24 protein-coding genes and 1 pseudogene are annotated in these 21,899 nt (G+C 71.8%); 13 read left to right on the top strand and 12 right to left on the bottom strand.

Features of this window, described 5'->3' with window-relative positions; all coding sequences use genetic code 11:
- Positions 1-35 precede the first annotated feature (35 nt).
- Positions 36-977 (top strand): carbohydrate kinase, encoded by a 942-nt coding sequence (locus tag DMB66_RS05985; RefSeq protein ID WP_125802996.1) that lies wholly within the window; start codon positions 36-38, stop codon positions 975-977.
- Positions 978-1,041: 64 nt separating this feature from the next.
- Here DMB66_RS05985 and DMB66_RS05990 read toward each other — a convergent pair whose 3' ends face one another.
- Positions 1,042-1,443, bottom strand: a complete 402-nt coding sequence (locus DMB66_RS05990; RefSeq protein ID WP_125802997.1) for a helix-turn-helix domain-containing protein — start codon at positions 1,441-1,443, stop codon at positions 1,042-1,044.
- Between DMB66_RS05990 and DMB66_RS05995 the strand changes: the two genes are divergently transcribed.
- Positions 1,442-2,173 (top strand): alpha/beta fold hydrolase, encoded by a 732-nt coding sequence (locus tag DMB66_RS05995; protein ID WP_125802998.1) that lies wholly within the window; start codon positions 1,442-1,444, stop codon positions 2,171-2,173. The genes DMB66_RS05990 and DMB66_RS05995 overlap by 2 nt on opposite strands.
- On the opposite strand, the gene DMB66_RS06000 is transcribed toward DMB66_RS05995, so the two are convergent.
- Positions 2,157-2,744 (bottom strand): TetR/AcrR family transcriptional regulator, encoded by a 588-nt coding sequence (locus DMB66_RS06000; protein WP_125802999.1) that lies wholly within the window; start codon positions 2,742-2,744, stop codon positions 2,157-2,159. The genes DMB66_RS05995 and DMB66_RS06000 overlap by 17 nt on opposite strands.
- 108 nt (positions 2,745-2,852) lie before the next feature.
- Here DMB66_RS06000 and DMB66_RS06005 point away from each other — a divergent pair, with 108 nt between their 5' ends.
- A complete protein-coding gene (locus tag DMB66_RS06005; protein ID WP_125803000.1) occupies positions 2,853-3,569 on the top strand; it encodes an NADPH-dependent F420 reductase in 717 nt (238 codons plus the stop codon).
- A 127-nt stretch (positions 3,570-3,696) separates the two neighbouring features.
- On the opposite strand, the pseudogene DMB66_RS65185 reads toward DMB66_RS06005, so the two are convergent.
- Positions 3,697-3,918, bottom strand: a pseudogene (locus DMB66_RS65185) (cyclase family protein); the annotation flags it as partial.
- A 158-nt stretch (positions 3,919-4,076) separates the two neighbouring features.
- On the opposite strand from DMB66_RS65185, the gene DMB66_RS06015 reads away from it, so the two are divergent.
- Positions 4,077-5,087 carry a sigma-70 family RNA polymerase sigma factor gene (locus tag DMB66_RS06015; RefSeq protein ID WP_233624330.1) on the top strand — a complete coding sequence of 337 codons (1,011 nt, stop codon included), beginning with the start codon at positions 4,077-4,079 and terminating at the stop codon, positions 5,085-5,087.
- A 6-nt stretch (positions 5,088-5,093) separates the two neighbouring features.
- On the opposite strand, the gene DMB66_RS06020 is transcribed toward DMB66_RS06015, so the two are convergent.
- Genes DMB66_RS06020 through DMB66_RS06035 form a run of 4 tightly spaced genes read right to left on the bottom strand, consistent with a single transcriptional unit; the run spans position 5,094 to position 7,849 of the window.
- Positions 5,094-5,486, bottom strand: a complete 393-nt coding sequence (locus DMB66_RS06020; RefSeq protein WP_125803002.1) for a thioesterase family protein — start codon at positions 5,484-5,486, stop codon at positions 5,094-5,096.
- A 9-nt stretch (positions 5,487-5,495) separates the two neighbouring features.
- Positions 5,496-7,100: a PH domain-containing protein gene (locus DMB66_RS06025; protein WP_199752055.1), complete on the bottom strand. Its 1,605-nt coding sequence runs from the start codon at positions 7,098-7,100 to the stop codon at positions 5,496-5,498.
- Complete coding sequence (locus tag DMB66_RS06030; protein ID WP_125803003.1) at positions 7,097-7,618, bottom strand: PH domain-containing protein; 522 nt, start codon at positions 7,616-7,618, stop codon at positions 7,097-7,099. The genes DMB66_RS06025 and DMB66_RS06030 overlap by 4 nt, the downstream gene beginning before the upstream one ends.
- Before the next feature lie 9 nt (positions 7,619-7,627).
- Positions 7,628-7,849, bottom strand: a complete 222-nt coding sequence (locus DMB66_RS06035) for a hypothetical protein (RefSeq protein WP_125803004.1) — start codon at positions 7,847-7,849, stop codon at positions 7,628-7,630.
- Positions 7,850-8,160: 311 nt separating this feature from the next.
- Here DMB66_RS06035 and DMB66_RS06040 point away from each other — a divergent pair, with 311 nt between their 5' ends.
- From DMB66_RS06040 to DMB66_RS06050, 3 genes are read left to right on the top strand one after another with little or no spacing between them, the layout of a single operon-like run.
- Positions 8,161-9,294: a MoxR family ATPase gene (locus tag DMB66_RS06040; RefSeq protein WP_233624331.1), complete on the top strand. Its 1,134-nt coding sequence runs from the start codon at positions 8,161-8,163 to the stop codon at positions 9,292-9,294.
- A 10-nt stretch (positions 9,295-9,304) separates the two neighbouring features.
- On the top strand, positions 9,305-10,318 hold the full coding sequence (locus DMB66_RS06045; RefSeq protein ID WP_125803005.1) for a DUF58 domain-containing protein: 1,014 nt from the start codon (positions 9,305-9,307) through the stop codon (positions 10,316-10,318).
- Positions 10,315-11,265 carry a VWA domain-containing protein gene (locus DMB66_RS06050; protein ID WP_125803006.1) on the top strand — a complete coding sequence of 317 codons (951 nt, stop codon included), beginning with the start codon at positions 10,315-10,317 and terminating at the stop codon, positions 11,263-11,265. Before DMB66_RS06045 ends, DMB66_RS06050 begins: the two co-directional genes overlap by 4 nt.
- 1,031 nt (positions 11,266-12,296) lie before the next feature.
- Here DMB66_RS06050 and DMB66_RS61030 read toward each other — a convergent pair.
- The 4 genes from DMB66_RS61030 to DMB66_RS06070 form a co-directional block, all read right to left on the bottom strand.
- Entirely contained in the window at positions 12,297-13,481 is a 1,185-nt protein-coding gene (locus DMB66_RS61030) for an acyltransferase family protein (RefSeq protein ID WP_158647150.1), read from the bottom strand.
- Positions 13,478-14,533 carry an alpha/beta hydrolase gene (locus tag DMB66_RS06060; RefSeq protein WP_125803008.1) on the bottom strand — a complete coding sequence of 352 codons (1,056 nt, stop codon included), beginning with the start codon at positions 14,531-14,533 and terminating at the stop codon, positions 13,478-13,480. Before DMB66_RS06060 ends, DMB66_RS61030 begins: the two co-directional genes overlap by 4 nt.
- A gap of 74 nt (positions 14,534-14,607) precedes the next feature.
- Positions 14,608-15,267, bottom strand: coding sequence for a response regulator transcription factor (locus tag DMB66_RS06065; protein WP_125803009.1), 660 nt, complete (start codon positions 15,265-15,267; stop codon positions 14,608-14,610).
- Entirely contained in the window at positions 15,264-16,619 is a 1,356-nt protein-coding gene (locus DMB66_RS06070) for a sensor histidine kinase (RefSeq protein ID WP_125803010.1), read from the bottom strand. The genes DMB66_RS06065 and DMB66_RS06070 overlap by 4 nt, the downstream gene beginning before the upstream one ends.
- 150 nt (positions 16,620-16,769) lie before the next feature.
- Between DMB66_RS06070 and DMB66_RS06075 the strand changes: the two genes are divergently transcribed.
- From DMB66_RS06075 to DMB66_RS06100, 6 genes are all read left to right on the top strand, one after another.
- Positions 16,770-17,474, top strand: a complete 705-nt coding sequence (locus tag DMB66_RS06075; RefSeq protein WP_125803011.1) for a beta-ketoacyl-ACP reductase — start codon at positions 16,770-16,772, stop codon at positions 17,472-17,474.
- Between the two features lie 70 nt (positions 17,475-17,544).
- A complete protein-coding gene (fabI, locus tag DMB66_RS06080) occupies positions 17,545-18,312 on the top strand; it encodes an enoyl-ACP reductase FabI (protein ID WP_125803012.1) in 768 nt (255 codons plus the stop codon).
- Between the two features lie 64 nt (positions 18,313-18,376).
- The gene (locus tag DMB66_RS06085) at positions 18,377-19,405 is read left to right on the top strand and encodes a ferrochelatase (RefSeq protein WP_125803013.1); all 1,029 of its coding nucleotides are present in this window, start codon (positions 18,377-18,379) and stop codon (positions 19,403-19,405) included.
- Positions 19,402-20,181 carry an HAD-IIA family hydrolase gene (locus DMB66_RS06090; RefSeq protein WP_125803014.1) on the top strand — a complete coding sequence of 260 codons (780 nt, stop codon included), beginning with the start codon at positions 19,402-19,404 and terminating at the stop codon, positions 20,179-20,181. Before DMB66_RS06085 ends, DMB66_RS06090 begins: the two co-directional genes overlap by 4 nt.
- A gap of 93 nt (positions 20,182-20,274) precedes the next feature.
- Entirely contained in the window at positions 20,275-21,030 is a 756-nt protein-coding gene (locus tag DMB66_RS06095) for a hypothetical protein (RefSeq protein ID WP_125803015.1), read from the top strand.
- A complete protein-coding gene (locus DMB66_RS06100) occupies positions 21,027-21,446 on the top strand; it encodes a hypothetical protein (RefSeq protein WP_125803016.1) in 420 nt (139 codons plus the stop codon). The genes DMB66_RS06095 and DMB66_RS06100 overlap by 4 nt, the downstream gene beginning before the upstream one ends.
- A gap of 26 nt (positions 21,447-21,472) precedes the next feature.
- On the opposite strand, the gene DMB66_RS06105 is transcribed toward DMB66_RS06100, so the two are convergent.
- Positions 21,473-21,898: a PPOX class F420-dependent oxidoreductase gene (locus tag DMB66_RS06105; RefSeq protein ID WP_125803017.1), complete on the bottom strand. Its 426-nt coding sequence runs from the start codon at positions 21,896-21,898 to the stop codon at positions 21,473-21,475.
- Position 21,899: the final 1 nt, after the last annotated feature.

The following is a 21,899-nucleotide window of genomic DNA, read 5'->3' on the forward strand; positions in this document are numbered from 1 at the left end:
CGACATCAGAACGGCGTTACATGGAGGGATTCCGGATGGGCTACGCGGTGGTGCTCGGTGAAGCGTTGGTGGATCTCCTGGAGACCGGACGCGACGGCGAGTTGATCTACCGCCAGGCGATCGGCGGCGCCCCGCTCAACGTCTCGGTCGGCGTCACCCGGCTCGGCGGCGAGGTGCAGTACCTCGGCTCGCTGGGCAATGACACCCTCGGCGACCGGATCGCCGCGTTCCTGCGCCAGGTCGGCGTCGGCACGACCGGCCTGACCCGCGTGCCCGTGCCGACCACGCTGGCCGTGACGACCTTCGACGGCGCCGAGCCGACGTTCCAGTTCTACGGCGAACCACCGTCGTACGCGCTGCTGCGCCCGGAGGACATCGACGAGAAGGTCGTCGCCGAGGCCGCGGTGGTCTACACCGGGTCGATCAGCCTGATGCGCGAGCCGTTCCGGTCGGCGGCCCGCAAAGCGTGGGCGGTGCCGGGGCCGCTGCGCGTCTTCGACCCGAACGTGCGCCCGAAGCTGCTGCCCGACGCCGCCGCGGTCACCGAACTGCGCGACCTGGTCGAGGAGTTCTTCGCGACGGCCGACCTGGTCAAGCTGAGCTCGGCGGACGCCGAGGTGCTCTGGGACGGCGCGGGGCCGGTCGCCGCGGCCGAGCGCATCCTCGGGACCGGCGCGAAGGCGGTCGTGGTCACCTGCGGTTCGAAGGGCGCCTACGTCGCGACGACGGGGGGCAACGGGGTCATGCTGCCGGCGCCGGCGGTCGAGGCGGTGGACGCCACCGGCGCGGGCGACTCGGTGATGGGTGCCCTGGTCCGGCGCCTGCTGGCCGACGGCGTGCCGGCCGAGCCCGAGGGCTGGCAGGGCTACGTGCGCTTCGCGCTCGCGGTGGCCGGCCTGGTCTGCGAACGCCCGGGCGGCGCGGTGGCGATGCCGACCGCCGAAGAGCTCACCGCCCGCTGGGGCGCGCTCATCTAACGCTGCCCTCGCCGGTCTGCGGCAGCCCGCCGACCGCGGCGATGCCGGCGAGCGTCCAGGGCCGTCAGGCGTCGGCGAGCTCGGTGTGGATGGAGTCGCGGGTGACCGGCTGGCCACAGTGGTGGCAGCGCAGGTCGACCTGGACCGGTTGGCCGCAGGTGTGCCGGCGGGTGATTGCCGGGGTGTCCACCGCCCATTCGTCGCCCCACTGCTGCAGGGCGAGGGTGACCGGGAACAGTTCCTCGCCGGCCTCGCTGAGGTGGTACTCGTAGCGGGGCGGGTGCTCGCTGTATTGCCGGCGCTCGATGACCCCGGCGGCCTCGAGCTTGCGCAGCCGGTCGGCGAGGATGTCCCGCGAAACGGCGGTGTAGCCGGCGATGCGGGCGAATCGGTGCACGCCGTAGCCGATCTCGCGCAGGGCGGCTCGCCTCCCGCCCGGCCGGATAGACCCCGGCCCGGCGAGCATGCCGACGATCAGCCATACCGAATCCAGTATCAGGATCCCCCGAACCCGCAGCCAGTTCCTCGAGCCGATCGGGTCACGCGACCAGGGCCACCAGGGCCGGCTGCGCTACCTCACCGGCGGCAGCGGCGCACCGCTGGTGCTGCTGCACACCGTGCGCACCCAGGCCGAACACTTCCGCCACCTCCTGCTCGGCGAGTCGCTGGGCGCCACGCTCGTCCTCACCGCGGCGGCCGACCTGCCCGACCGGGTTCGCCGCGTGGTGTCGGTCAACCCGTACGACTATGCCGGCGGCATCGCCAGATCCAGTCTCCTGGCCCGGCTGATCGTCACCGGCGTCATCACACCCGGGATCGGTTCGCTGCTCGCCCGGCTGGAGCCGAAACCCGTCATGCGCGCCATCCTGGCCGGCGGCCTCGGCGACCCGGCCGCGCTGCGCGAGGACTACCTCGACGAACTGCTCAAGGTCGGCCACCACCCCGGCTACTCGACCGTCGCCCGCGCCGTCTACCGCAACCTGCCTAGCCTCATTGCGGCCCGCGCCCGCTACCCCCAGGTCACCGCGCCCGTTCACCTCATCTACGGCGAGCAGGACTGGTCCCGGCCCTCGGACCGGCAGGCCAACCGGCGACAGTTGCCCGACGCCGAGTTCACCCAGGTGCCCAAGGCCGGCCATTTCGTCGCACTGGAACGGCCCGACGTGCCCGCCGACCTGCTCAACTCGGTCGCCTGACCCAGCCCGATCGCATCAGGGCGTGCAACGCCTGAGGTGAGGATTCATCGGCCAGGGCGGCGCCACCCGCCCAGGCTGTCGCCAACACGCCGAGGAACAAGTCACGTCCCCGGACCCAGGGCTGGGCGCCACCGTCGTGCTGGGCCGCACGCAAGAACTGGTCGGTGACCGTGACGAAACCCTGGCAGGTGATGGCCAGGGGCGAGGTCTCCTCTGCCAGCGCGACCCGGAGAGGTTCCGGGAGACCGTCAAACGCGGTCACCCACTCGCTCAGTGCGTCGAGCCACCGAGCGAGCGCGACGCTGGAATCGGTTTCCTCGCGCCTGATGGCGTCGCGGCGAGACTCCAGTTCCCCATCGCGCGCCTGCAGAAGTGCGGCGAGCAACGCTTCTCGGCTCGGGAAGTGCCGGTAGAGCGTGCCCGGGCCGACGCCGGCCCGCTTCGCGATGGCATCCATGGAGCCGGCGACGCCCGTCTCGGCGAAGAATCGCTGCGCGACGTCGAGGATGTGTGTCCGGTTCCGCTGCTTGTCCGTCCGCGGCTGACGTGCGCCGGTCTTTGCCACGGCCATGGCTGGCACCTCCTTGTTTGACAATCCGGAGACTATCTCCGTATGGTCGTCCGAGTAAAGCGGAGACGCTCTCCATATTGTTGCATCAATCCGGAAGCAGGAGCAGACATGCCCACCCTCGGCATCATCGGAAGCGGAAACATCGGCACAGCCGTGGCTCGGCTCGCCGCGGCGGCCGGCATCCCCGTCGTGGTGGCGAATTCCCGCGGGCCGCGGACCCTCGCCGGCCTCATCGCGCAGCTCGGCCCGCTCGCCGCGGCGGGCACGGTGGAGCAGGCAGCCGAAGCCGGCGACCTCGTCCTCCTGTCGGTGCCGCTCATCGCGCACACCGGAGTACCGCCGGCACCGCTCGCGGGCAAGATCGTGCTGGACACCAGCAACTACTACCCCTCCCGCGACGGCCGCATCGCCGAGTTGGACGAGGAGAAGCTCACCACCAGCGAGCTGGTTCACCGGCACTTCGCGGGAGCCCGCCTGGTCAAGGCGTTCAACAACATCCTGGCCCACCACATCCCCGAGCTGGCCCGCCCCGCCGGCGCCGCCGACCGCACCGCCCTGGCGATAGCCGGTGACCACCCCGAGGCGAAAGTCGACGCGGCGGCGCTGATCGACCGACTGGGCTTCGACACCGTCGACGCCGGCCCGCTGGAGCAGAGCTGGCGCTTCGAGCCGGAGGCTGGGGCCTACACCCGCCTCTATCTCGCCGACCACGGCACTCCCGATGAGCGGATGCTGCAGGCTCCGGGCCGCCCGGTTGCGGCCTCCGAAGTACGCCGCGCGCTGCAGACAGCCGAGCGGGTGCGCGTCGCCGGCCGCGCGTTCTGACCGGGACGGCACGCGCCCTACCCGAGCTGGAGCCGGCGGGCGGAAGGTCCGGGATCGCGGTCAGAATGTGGCGATCGGGTTGAATCAACACGTCTTCGTAGCCCGACGGCTGAACGTCCTGGGGGTCGGCGGCGATCAGCGCGACCTGCCGTTCACGCAGCCACGGCAGGCAGGACGCGTGCCAGCCGGCCTGGGTGAAACCGCCGGCCGCACCGCTCTGGTGCCGGGCGCGGCCATAGCCGGTCCGCAGGAGCACCGCATCGCCGGATCGCACCCGCACACCCTGGCGGCGCTCGGCCTCCTCGAGCTCGTCGGGGAACACGCCCTGCCCCGGTTCCAACCACGGCACATCGCGGACTCGCGGGCACGGTATCTCGGCCCGCCGCCCTCGAACTCACGCACACCAGGTTTCCCGGCGACCACATCTGTTTCGCCGGGGACCCGGCGGCGTTCGAGTTTCGCTTCTGTGGCGTCGTTCGGCGGTGAGTATCGGGCACAATTCGTAGAGTGAGCGACACCCACGTCGAACCCGCCGACCTGGTCCGGGCGCGCAGCGGCGACGACGACGCGTTCAACCGCGTCGTCGGGCCGTTACGCCGGGAACTGCACGCGCATTGCTACCGGATGCTCGGCTCCACCTATGAGGCCGACGACGCCGAGCAGGACGCGCTGCTGCGCGCGTGGCGCGGGCTCGCCGGCTTCGAGGGCCGCGGCTCGCTGCGCTCCTGGCTCTACACCGTGGCGACCCGGACCTGCCTCGACGCCGTCGAGGCCCAGGGCCGGCGCGCACTGCCCGTCGACGTCGGGCCGTCAAGTCCCCGGGCGGTGTTCTGCGACGTGCCGTCGCACGCGGTCGCGTGGCTCGGGCCGTACCCGGATGGGGAACTGCCCCGCGCTCGGCCGGACGCGCGCTATGAGCAGCGCGAGGCCGTCGAGCTGGCGTTCGTCGCCGCCCTGCAGCACCTGCCGGGGGACCAGCGCGCGGCGCTGCTGCTCTACGAGGTGCTCGGCTTCTCGGCGGCGGAGATCGCCGAGGCCATCGCGACCTCGACCGCGTCGGTGGACAGCGCGCTGCAGCGAGCCCGGGCGATCGTGGCCGAGAAGGTGCCGGCCCGCAGCCAGCAGCAGACGCTGCGCACGCTCGGCGACGCGCGGCTGCGACAGGTCGTCACCGGCTACTCCGCCGCCTTGGAACGCGGCGACGTCGACGGTCTGCTCACCCTGCTCACCGACGATGTCACCTGGTCGATGCCGCCGCTGCCGCACTGGTACCGGGGGATCGAGGCCGTCACCGACTTCGCCGTCCGGCTGCCCCTGAGCTCGTGCGGCTCGTGGCAGCACGTCCCGGTGACGGCGAACGGGCAGGCGGCGGTCGCGCAGTATCTGGACGGCAGGGCCTGGTCGATCACCGTGCTCACGCTGCGCGGCGAGCGGATCGCCGAGATCATCTCATTCCTCGGCGCGGAGCACTTCGCGCCCTTCGGGCTGCCCGGTACGGTTCCCGACGATCCGCGATAGGTCGGGCTAGTCGCCGAGGGCCTTGGCGATGAAGCGCTGGCGGTCCAGGAGCATCCGCTCGACGCGGACCTCCGCGACCAGTTCCTCGCCGTCGCGGACGGCGACATCGAAGATGAGCTTGCGCCCGTCGACCTTGGCCAGGGTCGCCAGGGCGGTGACCCGGTGGCCGAGCGGGGTCGGCGCGCGGTGCTCGATCTCGGCGCGGACGCCGACCGTGGTCAGTCCGCCGGGCATCTGCCGGGCTGTCGCGGCGACCGTGGCGGCCTCGGCCAGCGCGAGCACCCGGGGCGTGCCGAGCACAGGCACATCACCCGAGCCGAGCGACTGGGCGGTGTCGGCGTCGGTGACGGTCAGCTCCACCCGGGCGCTGAGCCCGGGGGAGAACTCCGGAAGCTCCATGCGCACAGCTTAAGACCGTGGCGGCCGTCGCCAGTATGTGTCGTCCTCGGGCGCGCCGGGCTGGTCCGGCTCCGCGTGGTGCGGACCCGGCTCCGCCGGGGCTGGGTGCGGTGCGGCCGGGTGTGGCGCGGCCGGGATCTGTGGGGTCGGGACCTGTGGGGTCGGGACCTGCGGAGTTGTGCCGCGGGCCTGGCGGGCGCGGGTCGACAGTTGCTCGGCGATCCACCAGGCCTCGGCGATGTCGCGGTCCTGGGCCACCCCGGAGCGGCCGCCCGCGGTGTCGCCGTAGACCGTCGCCAGGCGCAGCAGCCGCTGCAGCGGGCCCTGCACGACCCGGACGCTCTGCAGCCGCGCGTACGGGACCATCGTCAGCTCCCGGGTGAGCAGCCCGGACCGCGACACGAAGACCTCGGGCGTCAGCCCCGCCCCGAACGACCGCAGCGCGATCGGGTGCAGCCAGCGGGCCCGGGACGGCGGCGGCAGCGTCGCGAGGGTGGCCAGGTCGACCCCGGGCAGCACCTCCCACACCAGCTCCCGGCCGGCCGCGAAGACGCCCACCGGCAGCAGCCGGTCCGAGCGCTTGTCGTCGTTCGACTGCGGGCCCGCATATCCGGCGATGTCCATGCGCATGTGCAGCCAGCCCTTGGCGCGCCAGAGCAGCGGCCAGGTCACGCCGATGGACTGGACCCGGTGCGGCGGGATGATCTGACTGCGGGTCTCCAGCAGCCCATAGCTGACCGCGAGCCGCTCGTCGGGGTCGCGGGCCAGCCGGAACTCCCAGTCCTGCAGCACCCGCCGGACGGGTTGCATCAGCACGCCGGCCATGGCGGTCACGGTGCTGGCGATGCCGACGAAGGTCCAGGTGCCCTCCATGACGAACTGCATGACCACGAAGGCGACGCCGAACGGCAGCAGGAAGGCCTGCGGGGTGAGCAACTGGCTGATCAGCAGGTCGCGGTTGCTGACCCGGAAGAGCGGCCGTTCCAGCGCGGGCGGGCCGGCCGCCGGCGGCGCGGCGGGATCCGGTGCGCCATTGGTACGGCCGGCGAGCGCGAGCAACCGCTGCCGCAGGGCGGAGGCCTCCCGGACGGTCAGGTAGGCCAGGGGCGCCTCGGTCTTGCCCCCGCCGACGACCTCGAGCCGCAGCTCGGCGAGCCCGGTGAGCTGGGCGAGCAGCGGCCGGCGCAGCTCGACGGCCTGCAACCGGTCCAGCGGGATGGCCCGGTTGCGCCGCCAGACCAGCCCGTCCTGGATCCGCAGCTCCCGGCCGACCACGTGATAGCCGGTGTTCAGCCAGCCGATCACCGAGAAGATCACCACGCCGACCGCGAGGACGGCGACGACCAGGGCGAACCGTTCGACCCCCACCTGTGACAACGTCTGCCAGCTCAGCGCGGCGACGATGACGACGATGGACTTGGCCCCGCTGAGTAGCGGGCTGAGCGGATGCAACCGGCGCCGCGGCTCGTCGACCACCACCTCGCTCGGCCCGGCGCCGCCGGCCGATTCCACCCCGGCCGGCTCCGCGCCGGGGTGCGGGATGTCTGGCTCCGTGGCAGCGGGCTCGCGGGGTGCTCCGGGCTCCGGCTGGGGGCGGGGGTAGGCGGTGGTCACAGGCCTTCGGCCCGGTCCTCGCCCAGCGCGGTCAGCCTGTCCCGCAGCCGGGATGCTTCCTCCGGCGGCAGTCCGGGGATCTTGGCGTCGGTGGCCGCCGCCGCAGTGTGCAGCTGGACCGTGGCCAGGCGGAACGCGCGCTCCAACGGACCCGCGGTCACGTCGACGAACTGCATGCGGGCGTACGGGACGATCGACAGCCGGCGGATCACCAGGCCGTGCCGGACCAGCAGGTCGTTGTCGCGCTCGGCGTACCCCCAGGCTTTGACGGCCCGGACCGTCACCACGGAGCGCCAGGCCGCGAAGACCAGGACCACCGCCATCCCCGTCGGCCAGCTCCAGTGGCCGGTCAGCACCCAGCCGACGGTCAGCCCGGCCAGGATCGCGACCACCCAGATCGCCCTGTTGATCAGCTCCACAGTGATCAGGCTGCGGGAGACCGGCCGCCAGTCGACCGTGTCGGGCCACGGCTCGAGCGGGTCGGTCGGGGCGGGCGCCGGGGCGCTGGGCTCGGTCACGCTGAAAGCCTATGGGGTGCTGTCGCTCTGCGGCGTCCGGAACGAGGTCACCTCGCGCAGGAAACCCCGCGCGGTGAGGAACTCGGTGAGGTACTCACGGTGATCGTCGCAGGCCAGCCAGGTCTTCCGGTACGCCGGATCGTGCAGCTTGGGATTGTTCCAGAGCAGCGACCAGGCACCGGGCGCACGACAGCCCTTGCGCGAGCACTGCGGGGGAAGCTCCTCGACCACGAGTGAACAGTAGCCGGTCGAAATGGATTAGAGCGCCGGGCGACCACGGGGGAAGTCGCCCGGCGACGGGCTGAATGTTACACGTCCCGCCCGGCCTTCCGTCTACCCGCTGCGGGTGCCCGTTCGAGCGCATCGCGCAGAAAGATCGACTTCTCGGGCCGCTCCCGACGCTGAACAGACACGTCCGGAAACCCGAACAGCAGAGTGGAGTCGGGGCTCTGCCCGACGGCTCCAAGCATGGTCGTGTAAGTCTTGAGCGTCGGCACCCGTGCCGGCGCGACCCGGATACGCAGAATCTCGATGGAGGACCGGTGGCCGAGCCGACCACGCCCGAGGGCACGAGCAGCGCCGATCCGGGCAGCCCGGTGCCGCCCGCACAGGACGCCACCCAGCTCGAACGGGCCATGTTCGAGGTCAAGCGGGTCATCGTCGGCCAGGACCGGATGATCGAGCGGATGTTCGTCGCGCTGCTGGCCCGCGGGCACTGCCTGCTCGAGGGCGTGCCCGGCGTCGCCAAGACCCTGGCGGTCGAGACCCTGGCCCGGGTGGTCGGCGGCACGTTCTCGCGGATCCAGTTCACCCCCGACCTGGTGCCCGCCGACATCGTCGGCACCCGGATCTACCGGCAGTCGAGCGAGAAGTTCGACGTCGAGCTCGGCCCGGTCTTCGTCAACTTCCTGCTCGCCGACGAGATCAACCGCGCGCCCGCCAAGGTGCAGTCGGCGCTGCTCGAGGTCATGGCCGAGCACCAGGTGTCGATCGGCGGCGAGACACACTCGGTGCCGGACCCGTTCCTGGTCATGGCGACCCAGAACCCGATCGAGCAGGAGGGCGTCTACCCGCTGCCCGAGGCGCAGCGGGACCGCTTCCTGATGAAGATCCTGGTCGGCTATCCCACCGACGCCGAGGAGCGCGAGATCGTCTACCGGATGGGCGTCAGCCCGCCGGAGCCCAAGGCGATCTTCACCTCGGCGGACCTGCTCGCCCTGCAGCGCCGCGCCGACCAGGTCTTCGTGCACAACGCCCTGGTCGACTACACGGTCCGGCTGGTGCTGGCCACCCGCGCGCCGGCGCAGCACGGCATGCCGGACGTCGCCCAGCTGATCCAGTACGGCGCCAGCCCGCGCGCCTCGCTCGGCATCGTCCGCGCCACCCGGGCGATCGCCCTGCTCCGCGGCCGCGACTACGCGCTGCCGCAGGACGTGCTGGACATCGCGCCGGACATCCTGCGGCACCGGCTGGTGCTCAGCTACGACGCGCTCGCCGACGACATCCCGGCCGACCACATCGTGGCGCGCATCATGGCCAGCGTGCCGATGCCCTCGGTCGCCGCCCGCCAGGGTGCCTCACCCAACGGCCACCAGGTGTCCGGCGTGCCGGCCCCGGCCAGCGGCGTCCCGGCCAACGGGCACCCGCAGCAGCCGGCCTGGCCGGGACAGCAGTGACGGTCAGCCCGTGACGACCGCCGGCCTCCCGCCCACCACGAAAGACGCGAGCACGACCCGCGCCGAGGCCGTGCTGTCGCGGCTGCAGCTGCTGGTCACCCGCAAGCTGGACGGCCTGCTGCAGGGTGACTACGCCGGGCTGCTGCCGGGCCCGGGCAGCGAGGCGGGGGAGAGCCGCGAATACCGGCCCGGCGACGACGTGCGCCGGATGGACTGGCCGGTCACGGCCCGGACCACCCAGCCACACGTACGGCGTACGGTCGCCGACCGTGAGCTCGAGACGTGGATGGCAGTCGACCTGTCGGCCAGCCTCGACTTCGGGACGGCGGCCATGCTCAAGCGCGACCTGGTGCTCGCGGCCGCGACGGCGATGGCGCACCTGACCGTCCGCGGCGGCAACCGGATCGGCGCCGTCGTGGGCACCGGTTCCGGCCTGCCCGCCCAGGAGCAGAGCGGCTTCAGTTGGCGCCGGCGGCGGGAGAGCAGCGCACCCGCGCCGGAGGGCCACCCGATCGTCAGGATGCCGGCCCGCCCCGGCCGCAAGGAAGCGCAGGGGCTGCTGCGCGCGATCGCCCGTACCCAGGTCAGGCCGGGACGCGCCGACCTCGGTGAGCTGATCGACATGCTGAACCGGCCCCCGCGCCGCCGGGGTGTCGCCGTGGTCATCTCGGACTTCATGGCGCCGGTGGAGGGCTGGTCCCGGCCGATCCGCAAGCTCGGCGTCCGGCACGACGTGCTGGCGATCGAGGTCGTCGACCCGCGCGAGCTGGAGTTGCCGGACGTCGGCGTGCTGACCCTGGCCGACCCGGAGACCGGCGTGCTGCACGAGGTGCAGACGGCCGACCCGGCGCTGCGCGCCCGCTACGCGGAGGCGGCCGCCAACCAGCGCGGCGAGATTGCCCGGGCGCTGCGGGCGGCCGGTGCCGCACACTTGAGGTTGCGCACCGACACCGACTGGCTGCTGGACGTCGTCCGTTTTGTGGCCGCCCAACGACACGCTCGCACCCGGGGGACAACGCGATGATCCGCTTCCTGCAGCCGTGGTGGCTGCTCGCCGTCCTGTCCGTCCTGGCCGTGGCCGGCGCCTACGTGCTGCGGCAGTTCCGCCGCCGCACGTACGCGATGAAGTTCACGAACGTGGAGCTGCTGCGCAGCCTGGCGCCCAAAGGCCTGGGCTGGCGCCGGCACGTGGCCGCCGGCGCCTTCCTGCTGAGCCTGCTGTCGCTGGCGTTCGCCATGGCCCGCCCGTCGATCGACCGCGAGGAGCCGCTGGAACGGGCGACCGTGATGCTGGCCATCGACGTGTCGCTGTCGATGGAGGCCGACGACGTCCAGCCGAACCGGATCGAGGCGGCCCAGGAGGCGGCCAAGGCGTTCGTGCAGGAGCTGCCGCCGACGTACAACCTGGGCCTGGTCTCCTTCGCCAAGGCGGCGAACGTCCTGGTCTCACCGACCAAGGACCGCGCCGCCGTGATCGCGGGCATCGACGGGCTGACCCTGGCCGAGGCGACAGCGACCGGCGAGGCGGTCTTCACCTCGCTCGACGCGATCCGCACGGTCCCGGCGGACGGCGCCGACGGCGCACCGCCGGCCCGCATCGTGCTGCTCTCGGACGGCTACCGGACCTCGGGCCGCTCCATCGAGGACGCGGCCGCGGCGGCCGAGGCGGCCAACGTGCCCGTGTCCACGATCGCTTTCGGCACCGACACCGGCGTGGTCGACATCCGCGGCCAGCTGCAGCGGGTGCCGGTGGACCGGCTGTCGCTGCAGCAGCTCGCGGACAAGACCAAGGGCTACTTCTACGAGGCGGCGTCGGTCTCCGAGCTCAAGCAGGTCTACGAGGACATGGGCAGCTCGATCGGCCACCGCGTCGAGCCCCGCGAGGTCACCCAGTGGTATGCCGGGGTGGCCCTGCTGCTCGGACTCATCGCCGGAGCGATGAGTCTGCTGTGGACGTCGCGACTGCCCTGACGCCGGTCAGGGTCATGGGCGGTCAGGGCGCGCCGTGCACCAGGACGAAGAGGACGACGACCCAGGCGGCGGCGATGGTGAAGGTGAGAGGAGCGACAAACTTGCTCATGGCAGTGACTTTCCGGTTGGCTTACCGACAGGGAAAGTGCGCACACGGAGCGTCGCGGCCGGCACCCAGCTCCGTCGCGGCGCGGCACGACGCCGCCGGGCTCCGGCAGACAGCCGGGGCCGCGGAACGGCAGGGGGAGCGGAGTGGGTCTTCGTGTCAGCGGATCGGATTCGGGCTCACGGCCGGTGAGGGCACGGAGCGGTCGAGGTCAGAGCGGCTGACGAACGGCCCGGCCACGACTAGGAGGATCGCTATCTCGCACAGCGATCACCTCCGTAAGTAGTGCGGCTCGGGAACCGTCGACGAGCGTACCTCTTAAGCCGGACCTAAGGTAATCGGGACCGTCAACCTTTCGTTGAGCTGCCCCTGTGTTGGGGGTCGGGGGGTTCACTCGGCGGATGTCCACGCAGCGGTACCTCGTTCCGCATGGCTACGGCGTGGGCTGCCTGTGGTGGTGGGTCCCCGCGCGGTCGACCCGGGAGATCCTGGGGACTTTCGCCGGGGTCGAGATCCTGGGGGCTTCGCGGCTCGGCCGGCTCCACGCCGCCACGGCATACCATCGGCCGACGCCGGGCGGCACGAGACTCAGCCGGAGCATCCCTTGTCGGAATACCGGTCATAACGCCAGAAATAGGTCGCTTGACAGTGGGGTGCCGAAGGGCCTTGCAGAAGTCTTTCCGGGGCCTGCTGATTACCAAGATCTCCGGGTTCGGGCCGGTCTCTTTGCGGGCCGGTCCCTTGCGGGCCGGTCACTTGCGGGCCGGGCCGGGCCGGGCCGGGGCGGGCAGGCGCCGGTGCCGCAGCTCGGCGACGAGCCGGCATTGCAGCGTTTCGCGTACCTCGGCCTGTTGACGACGCATCTGACCGGACCGCAGGCGGCGTGCGCCGATCGGGGCATCATCGTGAACTTCGTATTCGTTGCTCAGCCGCGCTGGCTTGCGGATCGTCGGTGTATCGCGAGGGCCAGCAAACCGCCGAGAACGGGTAGCCAAGCGAGCCGATGCCAGACCCAGTCCGTGCTGCCGGGAGCCGTGAGCAGGCCGGGCATCGCCGGGTCGAGGAGGGCGGCGGCGCCGGCGACGGCGAGGAGCACGCTCTGGTGGCCGAGGTAGACCGGTACGGCGACCCGGTTCAGGGCGGCCACCGGACGCCAGGCCCGATCGTGGCGCAGCAGCCGGCCGAGCGGTCCCCGCAGCATCAGAAAGACGCCGATCTGGGTGACCGCCAACGCGACAGCCGCCAGCGAGGGCGGGTCGAGGTTGGAGCGTCCCTGACCGGGAACGCCGACCGCACTCACCGGATAGCCGGCGAACAGAATAAGGGCGGCCAGGACCGTGACCCCGTTGCAGACGAGCGCGGTGCCGACCCAGCCGCCGGCGCCTGATGGCGGCGCGCCGGCCGAACCGTTGGCGGTGCGGGTATCGGCCGGGGCGTTGGTTGTCGGTGGCGGCGTGCAGACCCGGTCGATGGACTTCGGTGCTGGTGCGGCGGTCAGGTCGCTGGTGGCGCGCGGTGTGCGGCCCTCGTCCCTCGCGGCCAGGGCCATGCCGAGCAGCCAGGGAACCGACCACGCAGCCGGGAGCGCCACGAGCCCCGGCAGCAGCCCGAGGTCACCGGCCGCGACCATCGCGATCGGGGGCAGCACCGCGAGCACCCCGACCCGGCTGACAACCCGCCGCAGCGGGCCGGCGGCGGCGCGTAGCCCAAGGTAGGGCAGCAGAAACCAGAGCGGGCTCACGACCAGGCCGGTGATCGTGCTCAGGGTCGCCGTGGACAGCCCCAGCGCGGCCCCGGCGAACAGGACGATCGCCAGACCAGCGAGCAGGCCGAGCACCGCGCGCACCAACCGGACGATCCCGTTGCGCGGGCCGGGTCGCCGGACGGGCTGGCGGGCTGCGGCGTACCCACCGGCGAAGAAGAGCAGGCCCAGTGTCTGCAGTAGCCAGGTGACCGGAGCCAGGGCGGGCATCATGCTGAGCGGGCTCGCGGTCGTGACACCGTCCGGGCCGGGGACCAGGCCGGTGACCAGCCAATGCCCGGCGACCACACCGACGATCGCACCAGCGCGAGCCGCGTCGATGGTCCGGTCGCGCGGGAAGGCACTCATGCCGACCCCACCGTGACGCTTTCGACACCCTCGACCTTGTCGCCCCCGACGCCAACGCCCGTGCCCGAAGCCGAAGCCGCGCTCGAAGCCGCGGCTATGTCCTCGTGCGAGGTCGTGCTTGGAGCCGTGGCCGTGTCTGGAGCCGTGGCTATGTCCTCGTGCGAGGTCGTGTCCGATGTCGCGGTGGAGGCCGAGGGTGAAGCTGTGGCCTCGGATGCGGGATGGCCGAGCACGACTGCGGCGACCGCTTCCAGCGTCGCGGAACCCGGGCTCAGATAGCCGTCGTGCCCGATGACACCGGTCGTCGGCAGGGACAGGGCGCCGAAGGCGGGATTGGACGGTCGTCGGCCGTGGCCGAGGTGACCCACGCGCAGTTGCGGTATCCGCCGGATCCAGTCGTCGGCCGCGAGCGCCGACCAGACCCGGGCGCCGCCCAGATCGGCCGCCGTGCTCGCGCCCATGCCCGGCGCGCCCAGCGCGATGACGTCCGTGACCCGGGGCAGGTGCGGTGCGGCCAGTCCCACGACCAGCGCGCCGTAGCTGTGGCCGATGAGGGTCACCGCGGCCCGGGCGGGCAGCGCCTGTACGAGCTCCGTCAGCGCCGCCGCGCCGGCCCGCGCGCGAAGGTCCCGGGCCGACTCCAGGGATAGCCCTTCCGGCGGGTCGTAGCCGAGCCAGGCCACGACCGCGACCCGCGCGTCGGGGGCTGCGGCGTGCAGCGCGGCGTACACGGTTCGGGCCTGGACGGCGGGTGCCCGGTGGGCGACGCCGCCGAGGCCGCGGTCGAAGTCGCGCAGCCGGGTGTCCACGCCGGGGACGAGCACCGCGATCCGTTCGGCGGTGGCCAGATCGCCGAGCACCTCGACGGCCCGGCCGTCGCCGCGCGGATCGAAGGAGAGGAACCGGCGCCCGGATCGCGCCCAGGACGCATAGGGCTCGCCGGCGTGGGCCATCGCCGTGGCGGCAGGCGTGGCGGCAGGCGTGGTGTCCGTCGTGGACACTCCGAGCGGCAGGGCCAGGATCAGCAGCAAGAGCGGCAGGGTGATTCGCATGGCTCGCACCCTGCGGCGCCGGGGTGGCCCGGGGCGTCACTCCACGGTGCTGACATCGAGGCCCTACCGTGGGGCTATTCGCCGGCCGCGACGAGACCCGACTCGTATGCGAAGACGACCGCCTGGGCCCGGTCGCGCAGGGCGAGCTTGGCCAGGATGCGGCCCACATGGGTCTTCACCGTCTGTTCCGCGACCACCAGCTCCGCCGCTATCTCCTGGTTGGACCGGCCGCGGGCGATCAGCCGCAGCACCTCGGTCTCGCGCGGGGTGAGACCGGCCAGGGCGGTGGGTCGCGGATTCGGGGTGCGGGACGGGCGGGCCGTGAACTCCGCGATGAGCCGGCGGGTCACCGAGGGGGCCAACAGCGCCTCCCCGGCGGCGACGACCCGGACCGCGTGCACCAGATCCGCCGCCGGGGCGTCCTTGAGCAGGAAGCCGCTGGCCCCGGCGCGCAGGGCTTCGTAGACGTAGTCGTCGAGGTCGAAGGTCGTCAGGATGAGCACCCGGACCGAGGAGCCCGGGGTCAGCAGCCTGCGGGTCGCCTCCAGGCCGTCCATGACCGGCATGCGGACGTCCATCAGCACCACGTCCGGGTCGAGCCGGCGGGCCTCCGCGACCGCCGCCGCGCCGTCCGGGGCGTCGCCGACCACGAGCAGGTCGGGCTGGGCCGCGAGCAGCGCCCCGAACCCCTGCCGCACCATGGCCTGATCGTCGGCGATGAGAACCCGGATCATCGGATCCCCTGCGGCGAGGGCGACGGCGAGGGCGGTGAGGGTGGCGAGGGTGGCGATGACGGGGGCGGCGACGACGAGGGCGAGGGTGGCGAGGGCGGCGGCGACGGCAATGGCAGCCTTGCGGCGACCCGGTAGCCGCCGCTTGGCTCGGGGCCGGCCTTCAGCGTGCCGCCGAGCAGGGTGGACCGCTCCCGCATGCCGATCAGCCCGTGCCCGGGCCCGCCGGCCGTCCCCCCGATCGTGCGGGGGTTGGTGGCCGGTGGCTCCGGCGTGTCGGGCCCGCTTTCGGGCATCGTGGCGGACTTGCTCGGGCCGTTGTCGATCTCCACGCGCAGCTCGTCCGCCTTGCTGTTGAGCGAGACCAGCACCGGGCCGCCGGGCGCGTGCCGGGCCGCGTTTGCCAGGGCCTCCTGCACGATTCGGTATGCCGCCAGCCCGACCGCCTCCGGGACGTCGCCGACCTCGGTGGCGGCGAGGCGGACCTCGATCCCGGCCCGTCGTGCCGCCTCGACGAGCGCGGGCACGTCGGACAGCCCCGGCTGCGGCGCGCGGGGCGACTCGTCGGTCTCCGCCCGCAGCACGCCGAGCAGCCGCCGCATGTCGGTCAGCGCCTCCCGGGCGCCCGCCGCGATGGCGGTGAACTCCGTCAGGGCCGGCGGCGGCAGGCCGGAGATCCTGTATGGCGCGGTCTCGGCCTGCACGGCGATCATCGACATGTGGTGGGCCACCACGTCGTGCATCTCGCGGGCGATCCGGGCCCGCTCCTCCAGCACCGCCCGGCGGGCCTGCTCCAGCTCGGTCAGCTCGGATTGCCGGGCCAGCTCCTCGCGGCTGCGCCGGCGGCGCGACACCACGTCGCCGGCGAGCGCGATCGCCACCACCAGCATCGCGGCGCCCCACGCGTTGGCGCGCGGCGCGAACAGGAACACCGGCACGACGTTGAGCGCGGTCACCCAGGCGATGACGGCGGACTCCTCCCGCGCGGCGAGCGCGGCGAGCACGAGCAGGAAGCCGAGGATCTGCACCGGGGACCAGGGCCAGGACTCGCTGGGGACGGCGCCGAGGGTGCCGAGGAACAGCAACGGATAGGCCAGGCGCCAGGCCAGCAGGGGCTGCCGCACGGCGATCACGACCGGCAGCACCGCCCAGACCGCCAGCAGCATGGCCATGAGCTGGCTGAGCTCGCGGTTCTCCAGCAGGTAGGTCCCGTTTGCGACGGTCAGGCCGATCAGGGCGAGGAGGCCCAGCGGTACGCCGTACGGCCGGAATCGGGCCCAGCGGGGCGACCGGGCCGGCGGCGGCCGACGGTCCGGACCGAGCACGACCCGGCGCAGGGGACCGGTTACCTCCATCCCGGCAGGCTACGGCGACCGGCCCCGGCCCGTCGTGCACCTGAGGGATGATCTGGATGCCCTACTCAGGTATGACCGGGGCCGGGCTTCGTGCTACCCGGAGGTAACGCCTAGTCTGCGAACGATCTGTTCTCGACCGAAGGAGTACGCGTGGCCCGCACCGTGTTGGTGACCGGAGGTAACCGCGGCATCGGCCTGGCCATCGCGCAGGCGTTCGCCAAGCAGGGCGACCGGGTGGCCGTCACGCATCGTGGCAGCGGCGCACCCGCGGGCCTGTTCGGCGTCGAGTGTGACATCACCGACTCCGCCGCCGTCGACGCCGCGTTCACGACGGTGGAGCAGGAGCTGGGCCCGGTCGAGGTGCTCGTCGCCAACGCCGGCATCACCGACGACACCCTGCTGCTGCGCATGTCCGAGGAGCAGTTCACCCGGGTGCTGGACACCAACCTGACCGGTTCGTTCCGGGTCGCCAAGCGTGCCAGCAGCAAGATGCTGCGGGCCAAGTGGGGCCGGATCATCTTCATCTCCTCGGTCGTCGGCCTGTACGGCGGGCCCGGCCAGGTGAACTATGCGGCGAGCAAGGCCGGCCTGGTCGGCATGGCCCGCTCGATCACCCGGGAGCTGGGCAGCCGTAACATCACGGCGAACGTGGTCGCGCCGGGCTTCATCGGCACCGAGATGACCGATGTGCTGTCCGACACCCGCAAGGCGGAGATCCTCAAGGCGATCCCGGCCGGGCGGCTCGCCGCGCCGGACGAGGTCGCGCAGGCGGTGACGTTCCTCGCCGGTGACGGCGCGGCATACATCTCGGGTGCGGTCATCCCGGTCGACGGCGGCCTCGGCATGGGTCACTGAGCCCACCCGCGGCGAAAGACCCATGCGAAGTCGTTGGATGACCCAGCTCTGCGAAACGGAGAACAGAAAAGTGTCTGGACTGCTGGCCGGCAAGCGGCTGCTCATCACCGGCATCATCACCGACGCGTCGATCGCGTTCTCGGTGGCGAAGATCGCCCAGGAGAACGGCGCGACGGTCGTGCTGACCGGCTTCGGCCGGATGTCGCTGGTCGAGCGGATCGCCAAGCGGCTGCCGGAGCCCGCGCCGGTCATCGAGCTGGACGTGACGAATCCGGAGCAGCTCGCCGGCATCGCCGACAAGGTGCGCGAGCACGTCGACGGCCTGGACGGCGTGGTGCACTCGATCGGGTTCGCGCCGCAGAGCTGTCTCGGCGGCGGCTTCCTGGACGCGCCCTGGGAGGACGTGGCCACGGCGTTGCACGTGTCGACGTACTCGTACAAGTCGCTGGCCACGGCCTGCCTGCCGCTGATGGGCCAGGGCGGCAGCATCGTCGGCCTGACCTTCGACGCGACCAAGGCGTGGCCGGTCTACGACTGGATGGGCGTCGCCAAGGCCGGCCTGGAGTCGGCGTCCCGCTATCTCGCCCTGCACCTGGGCAAGCAGGGCATCCGCAGCAACCTGGTGTCGGCCGGCCCGCTGCGCACGATGGCGGCGCGGTCGATCCCGGGCTTCGAGCAGTTCGAGGAGGCCTGGGCGGAGCGCGCGCCGCTGGGCTGGGATCTGGCCGACCAGGAGCCGGCGGCGCGGGCGGTCTGCGCCCTGCTGTCCGACTGGTTCCCGGCCACGACGGGCGAGATCGTGCACGTCGACGGCGGTTACCACGCGCTGGGCGCCTGACCGCAGGCCGCACGGGGCCGGGGGCGCAGGTGCGGCCCCCGGCTCGGCGAGGGAGGATGGGGCGGTGGGTTACGACGCGTTCCTGCTGCTCTCCTTCGGCGGCCCCGAGCACCCCGACGACGTGATGCCTTTCCTGCGCAACGTGACGCGCGGGCGGGGCATCCCTGAGGAACGGCTCGCCGAGGTGGCCGAGCACTACTACCACTTCGGCGGGGTCTCGCCGATCAACCAGCAGTGCCGGGAGCTGCTCGCGGCGGTGACGGCCGACTTCGGCGCGCACGGTGTGACGCTGCCCACGTACTGGGGAAACCGCAACTGGCAGCCGATGCTCGCCGACACCCTGGCGCGGATGCGCGACGACGGCGTCACCTCGGCGCTCGGCTTCGCCACCAGCGCGTACGGCGGCTACTCCTCCTGCAAGCAGTACTGGGAGGACATCGCCCAGGCCCGTGCCAAGGTCGGCCCGGGCGCGCCCGCGGTGGCCAAGCTGCGCCAGTTCCACGATCACCCGGGCTTCGTCGCGCCGCACGCCGACGCGGTCAGGGCGGCCCTGGCCGGGCTGGACCCGGCCCGCCGGGCCGGCACCCGGATCGTCTTCACCGCCCACTCGATCCCGGTGTCGATGGCCAAGACCGCCGGGCCCGACGGCGGCCGCTACGAGGCCCAGCTGCACGAGACCGCCGCGCTGGTGCACGCCGCCGCCGCGCCCGACCTGCCCTGGGACCTGGTCTGGCAGAGCCGTTCCGGCCCGCCGCAGGTGCCGTGGCTGGAGCCGGACATCAACGATCACCTGACCGCGCTGGCCGCCAAGGATGTCACCGACGTGGTGGTGAGCCCGATCGGCTTCGTCTCGGATCACCTGGAGGTGCTCTGGGACCTGGACAACGAGGCCCGCGACACGGCCGCCGAGCTGGGCCTGGGCTACGCCCGCGCGGCCACCCCCGGCACCGACCCGAGGTTCGTCACGATGGTCCGCGAGCTGGTCGAGGAGCGCACGAGCGGCGCGGCCCGCGAGCGGCTCGGTACGCTGCCGATCTGGGACCAGTGCCCCGCCAACTGCTGCCCGCCCCCGCAACGCCGAGGAGCCTCATGACCGAGCGCAAGGCCGTCGAGAGTTGGCTCACCGACATGGACGGGGTCCTCGTGCACGAGGGCGAGCCGGTCCCCGGTGCCCCCGAGTTCGTCAACCGGATGAAGGCGTCGGGCAAGCCGTTCCTCATCCTGACCAACAACTCCATCTACACACCCCGTGACCTGCAGGCCCGGCTGGCCCGGATGGGCTTCGACGTGCCCGAGCAGTCGATCTGGACGGCGGCCCTGGCGACCGCGCAGTTCCTGGCCGACCAGCGCCCGGGCGGCACGGCGTACGTGATCGGCGAGGCCGGCCTGACCACGGCGATGCACGCGGTCGGCTACGTGCTGACCGACTACGCGCCGGACTACGTGGTGCTCGGCGAGACCCGCACGTACAGCTTCGAGGCGATCACCAAGGCGGTCCGCCTGATCAACGACGGCGCCCGGTTCATCTGCACCAACCCGGACCCGACCGGGCCGTCCAACGAGGGCGCCCTGCCGGCGGCCGGCTCCGTGGCGGCGATGATCTCGAAGGCGACCGGCGTCGAGCCGTACTTCGTGGGCAAGCCGAACCCGATGATGATGCGCTCGGCGCTGAACGTGATCGGCGGGCACAGCGAGAGCACCGCGATGATCGGTGACCGGATGGACACCGACGTGCTGTGCGGCCTGGAGGCGGGCCTGGAGACGATCCTGGTCCTGACCGGGATCAGCACGCGGGCGGAGAGCGAGCGGTATCCGTACCGGCCGTCGCGCATCGTGGACAGCGTCGCCGACCTGATCGTCGAGATCTGACCGGGGCGCCGGACAGCCCCTCGACGGCTCGGTGTGCCCGCCTCTGGCGGGCTATCCGAGATGTGTGTACGTCCGGGGCGGAAGGAGTGCCGATTGGAGATAGCGAGGCTGCTACTCGGCGTTCTCGTCGCTACGGCCCTCCCGGCCAGCGTGCCGGCGTTGCGCGAGAGACGACTTGTAGCGCTGCTGTTTTCGGGAGTCTTCGGCTGCTACGCGGTTGTGCCGGCCCTGAACGGCTGGGCTGCGTCGTTCACCTGGGTTACCGCGGTTGCCGCCAGTCAGGCAAACGTCTTCCTGCGCGGCAATTCATCTGGTGAAACATCGTCGCGTACATTCCGCGACGCGTTCAAGGACTTGAACAAGGCGGTTAGGCCGGCGGTCGTCGCTGGATTGGTGCTGCTCCCCATTCCGGTAGCCTGGGTCGCGTTCTACGGCGAGCAGTATGTCCGCGCGTTGACGAGATCAGCTGGCAGCGACGAGGTCGCGGTAGTCGTATCGGGGCTCCTGCTGGTGGTATTCGTGGGCAATGATCTGGCATATCTCGCGGTGCGGCCGTATCTGTCGAGGTTGAGCACGAGTGGTGCGAACGCCGACAGCATCGTCCCGTCGGGGATATATGTCGGCTGGGTCGAAAGGGCGGTCATTTTTACCTTTGTGGCAGGTGGGCAGGCCGATGCCGCGGCCCTGGCGGTTGCCGCCAAGGCTCTCTTTCGTCTGCCCGAGGTGCAGGACGAGGAAAAGGGTTCCATTCTCGGTGAGTACATCATCGTCGGTACGCTCGCGAGCGTTCTGGTCTCCATAACCGGCGCCGTGGCCGTTCGCCTTGCACTAGGATTGTCGGCACTATGACGAGCTTCCTGGAGCATCCCGGCTTCAAGCTGCTGTTGGGTCTTGGCCTGTCGCCGGAGGGCTTTGCCGTGGCCGGCAGCGGGCCCTTATTCGCCCGCGGCTGGATAACCGACCCCGGCGATGTCGACGTGATCGCCAGAGGCGCGACGTGGGATCAAGTTCGCGAATTAGGGCAAGTTGATGATGCTCCCTTTTCGAGAGTCAAACGCGTCCTGTTGTTCGACGGCCAGATCGAGGTGCTCGATGGATGGTTTCCGGAGATCTGGGATGTGGATGGACTGATCGATGACTCCGACGTCATCGAAGGAGTGCGGTTTGTGAGACTGGCGGTCATCGCCCAGACCAAGAAACTGCTCCGGCGGCCCCGGGATGAGCTTCACCTCAAGGTCTTGGCCGCGCACGGATGGGTCGGCTGACCGCCTATGCGAGCGCTCCGATCTGATCAGCCGCACGGCTGGCGGTGGGTCGCTCGCCTCGACTCGTACCACGCGTCGCCGACCGGCTCGCCGGCCAGGTTCCAGCTCCACGAGATCTTCGGCGTGACGCGCAGGTAGAAGCCGGGCCCCACCATCCCGGTCCGCTCGATGGGACCGTCGGCGCTGCCGTAGACGCGAATTCCTCTCGCGATGAACGGCTGCATCGAGACCAAGTCGTCCACCACCAGGGCGACCTGGCGATGGCCGGCCGCGACGTTCCGGATCTTTCGGGTGCGGTGGACCGACTCGCCCGAGCCGCCCACCCAGAAGTGGGTCCCGTCGAACTCGAAGGCGAGCGGCACGACGTCAGGCTGCGCTTGCGGCCCGATCGTCGAGAAACGCGCGAGCGGTTGAGATCGCAGGTAGGCGATCTCCTCGTCGGTGAACGACAAG

It is taken from the genome of Actinoplanes sp. ATCC 53533 (genome assembly GCF_003947245.1).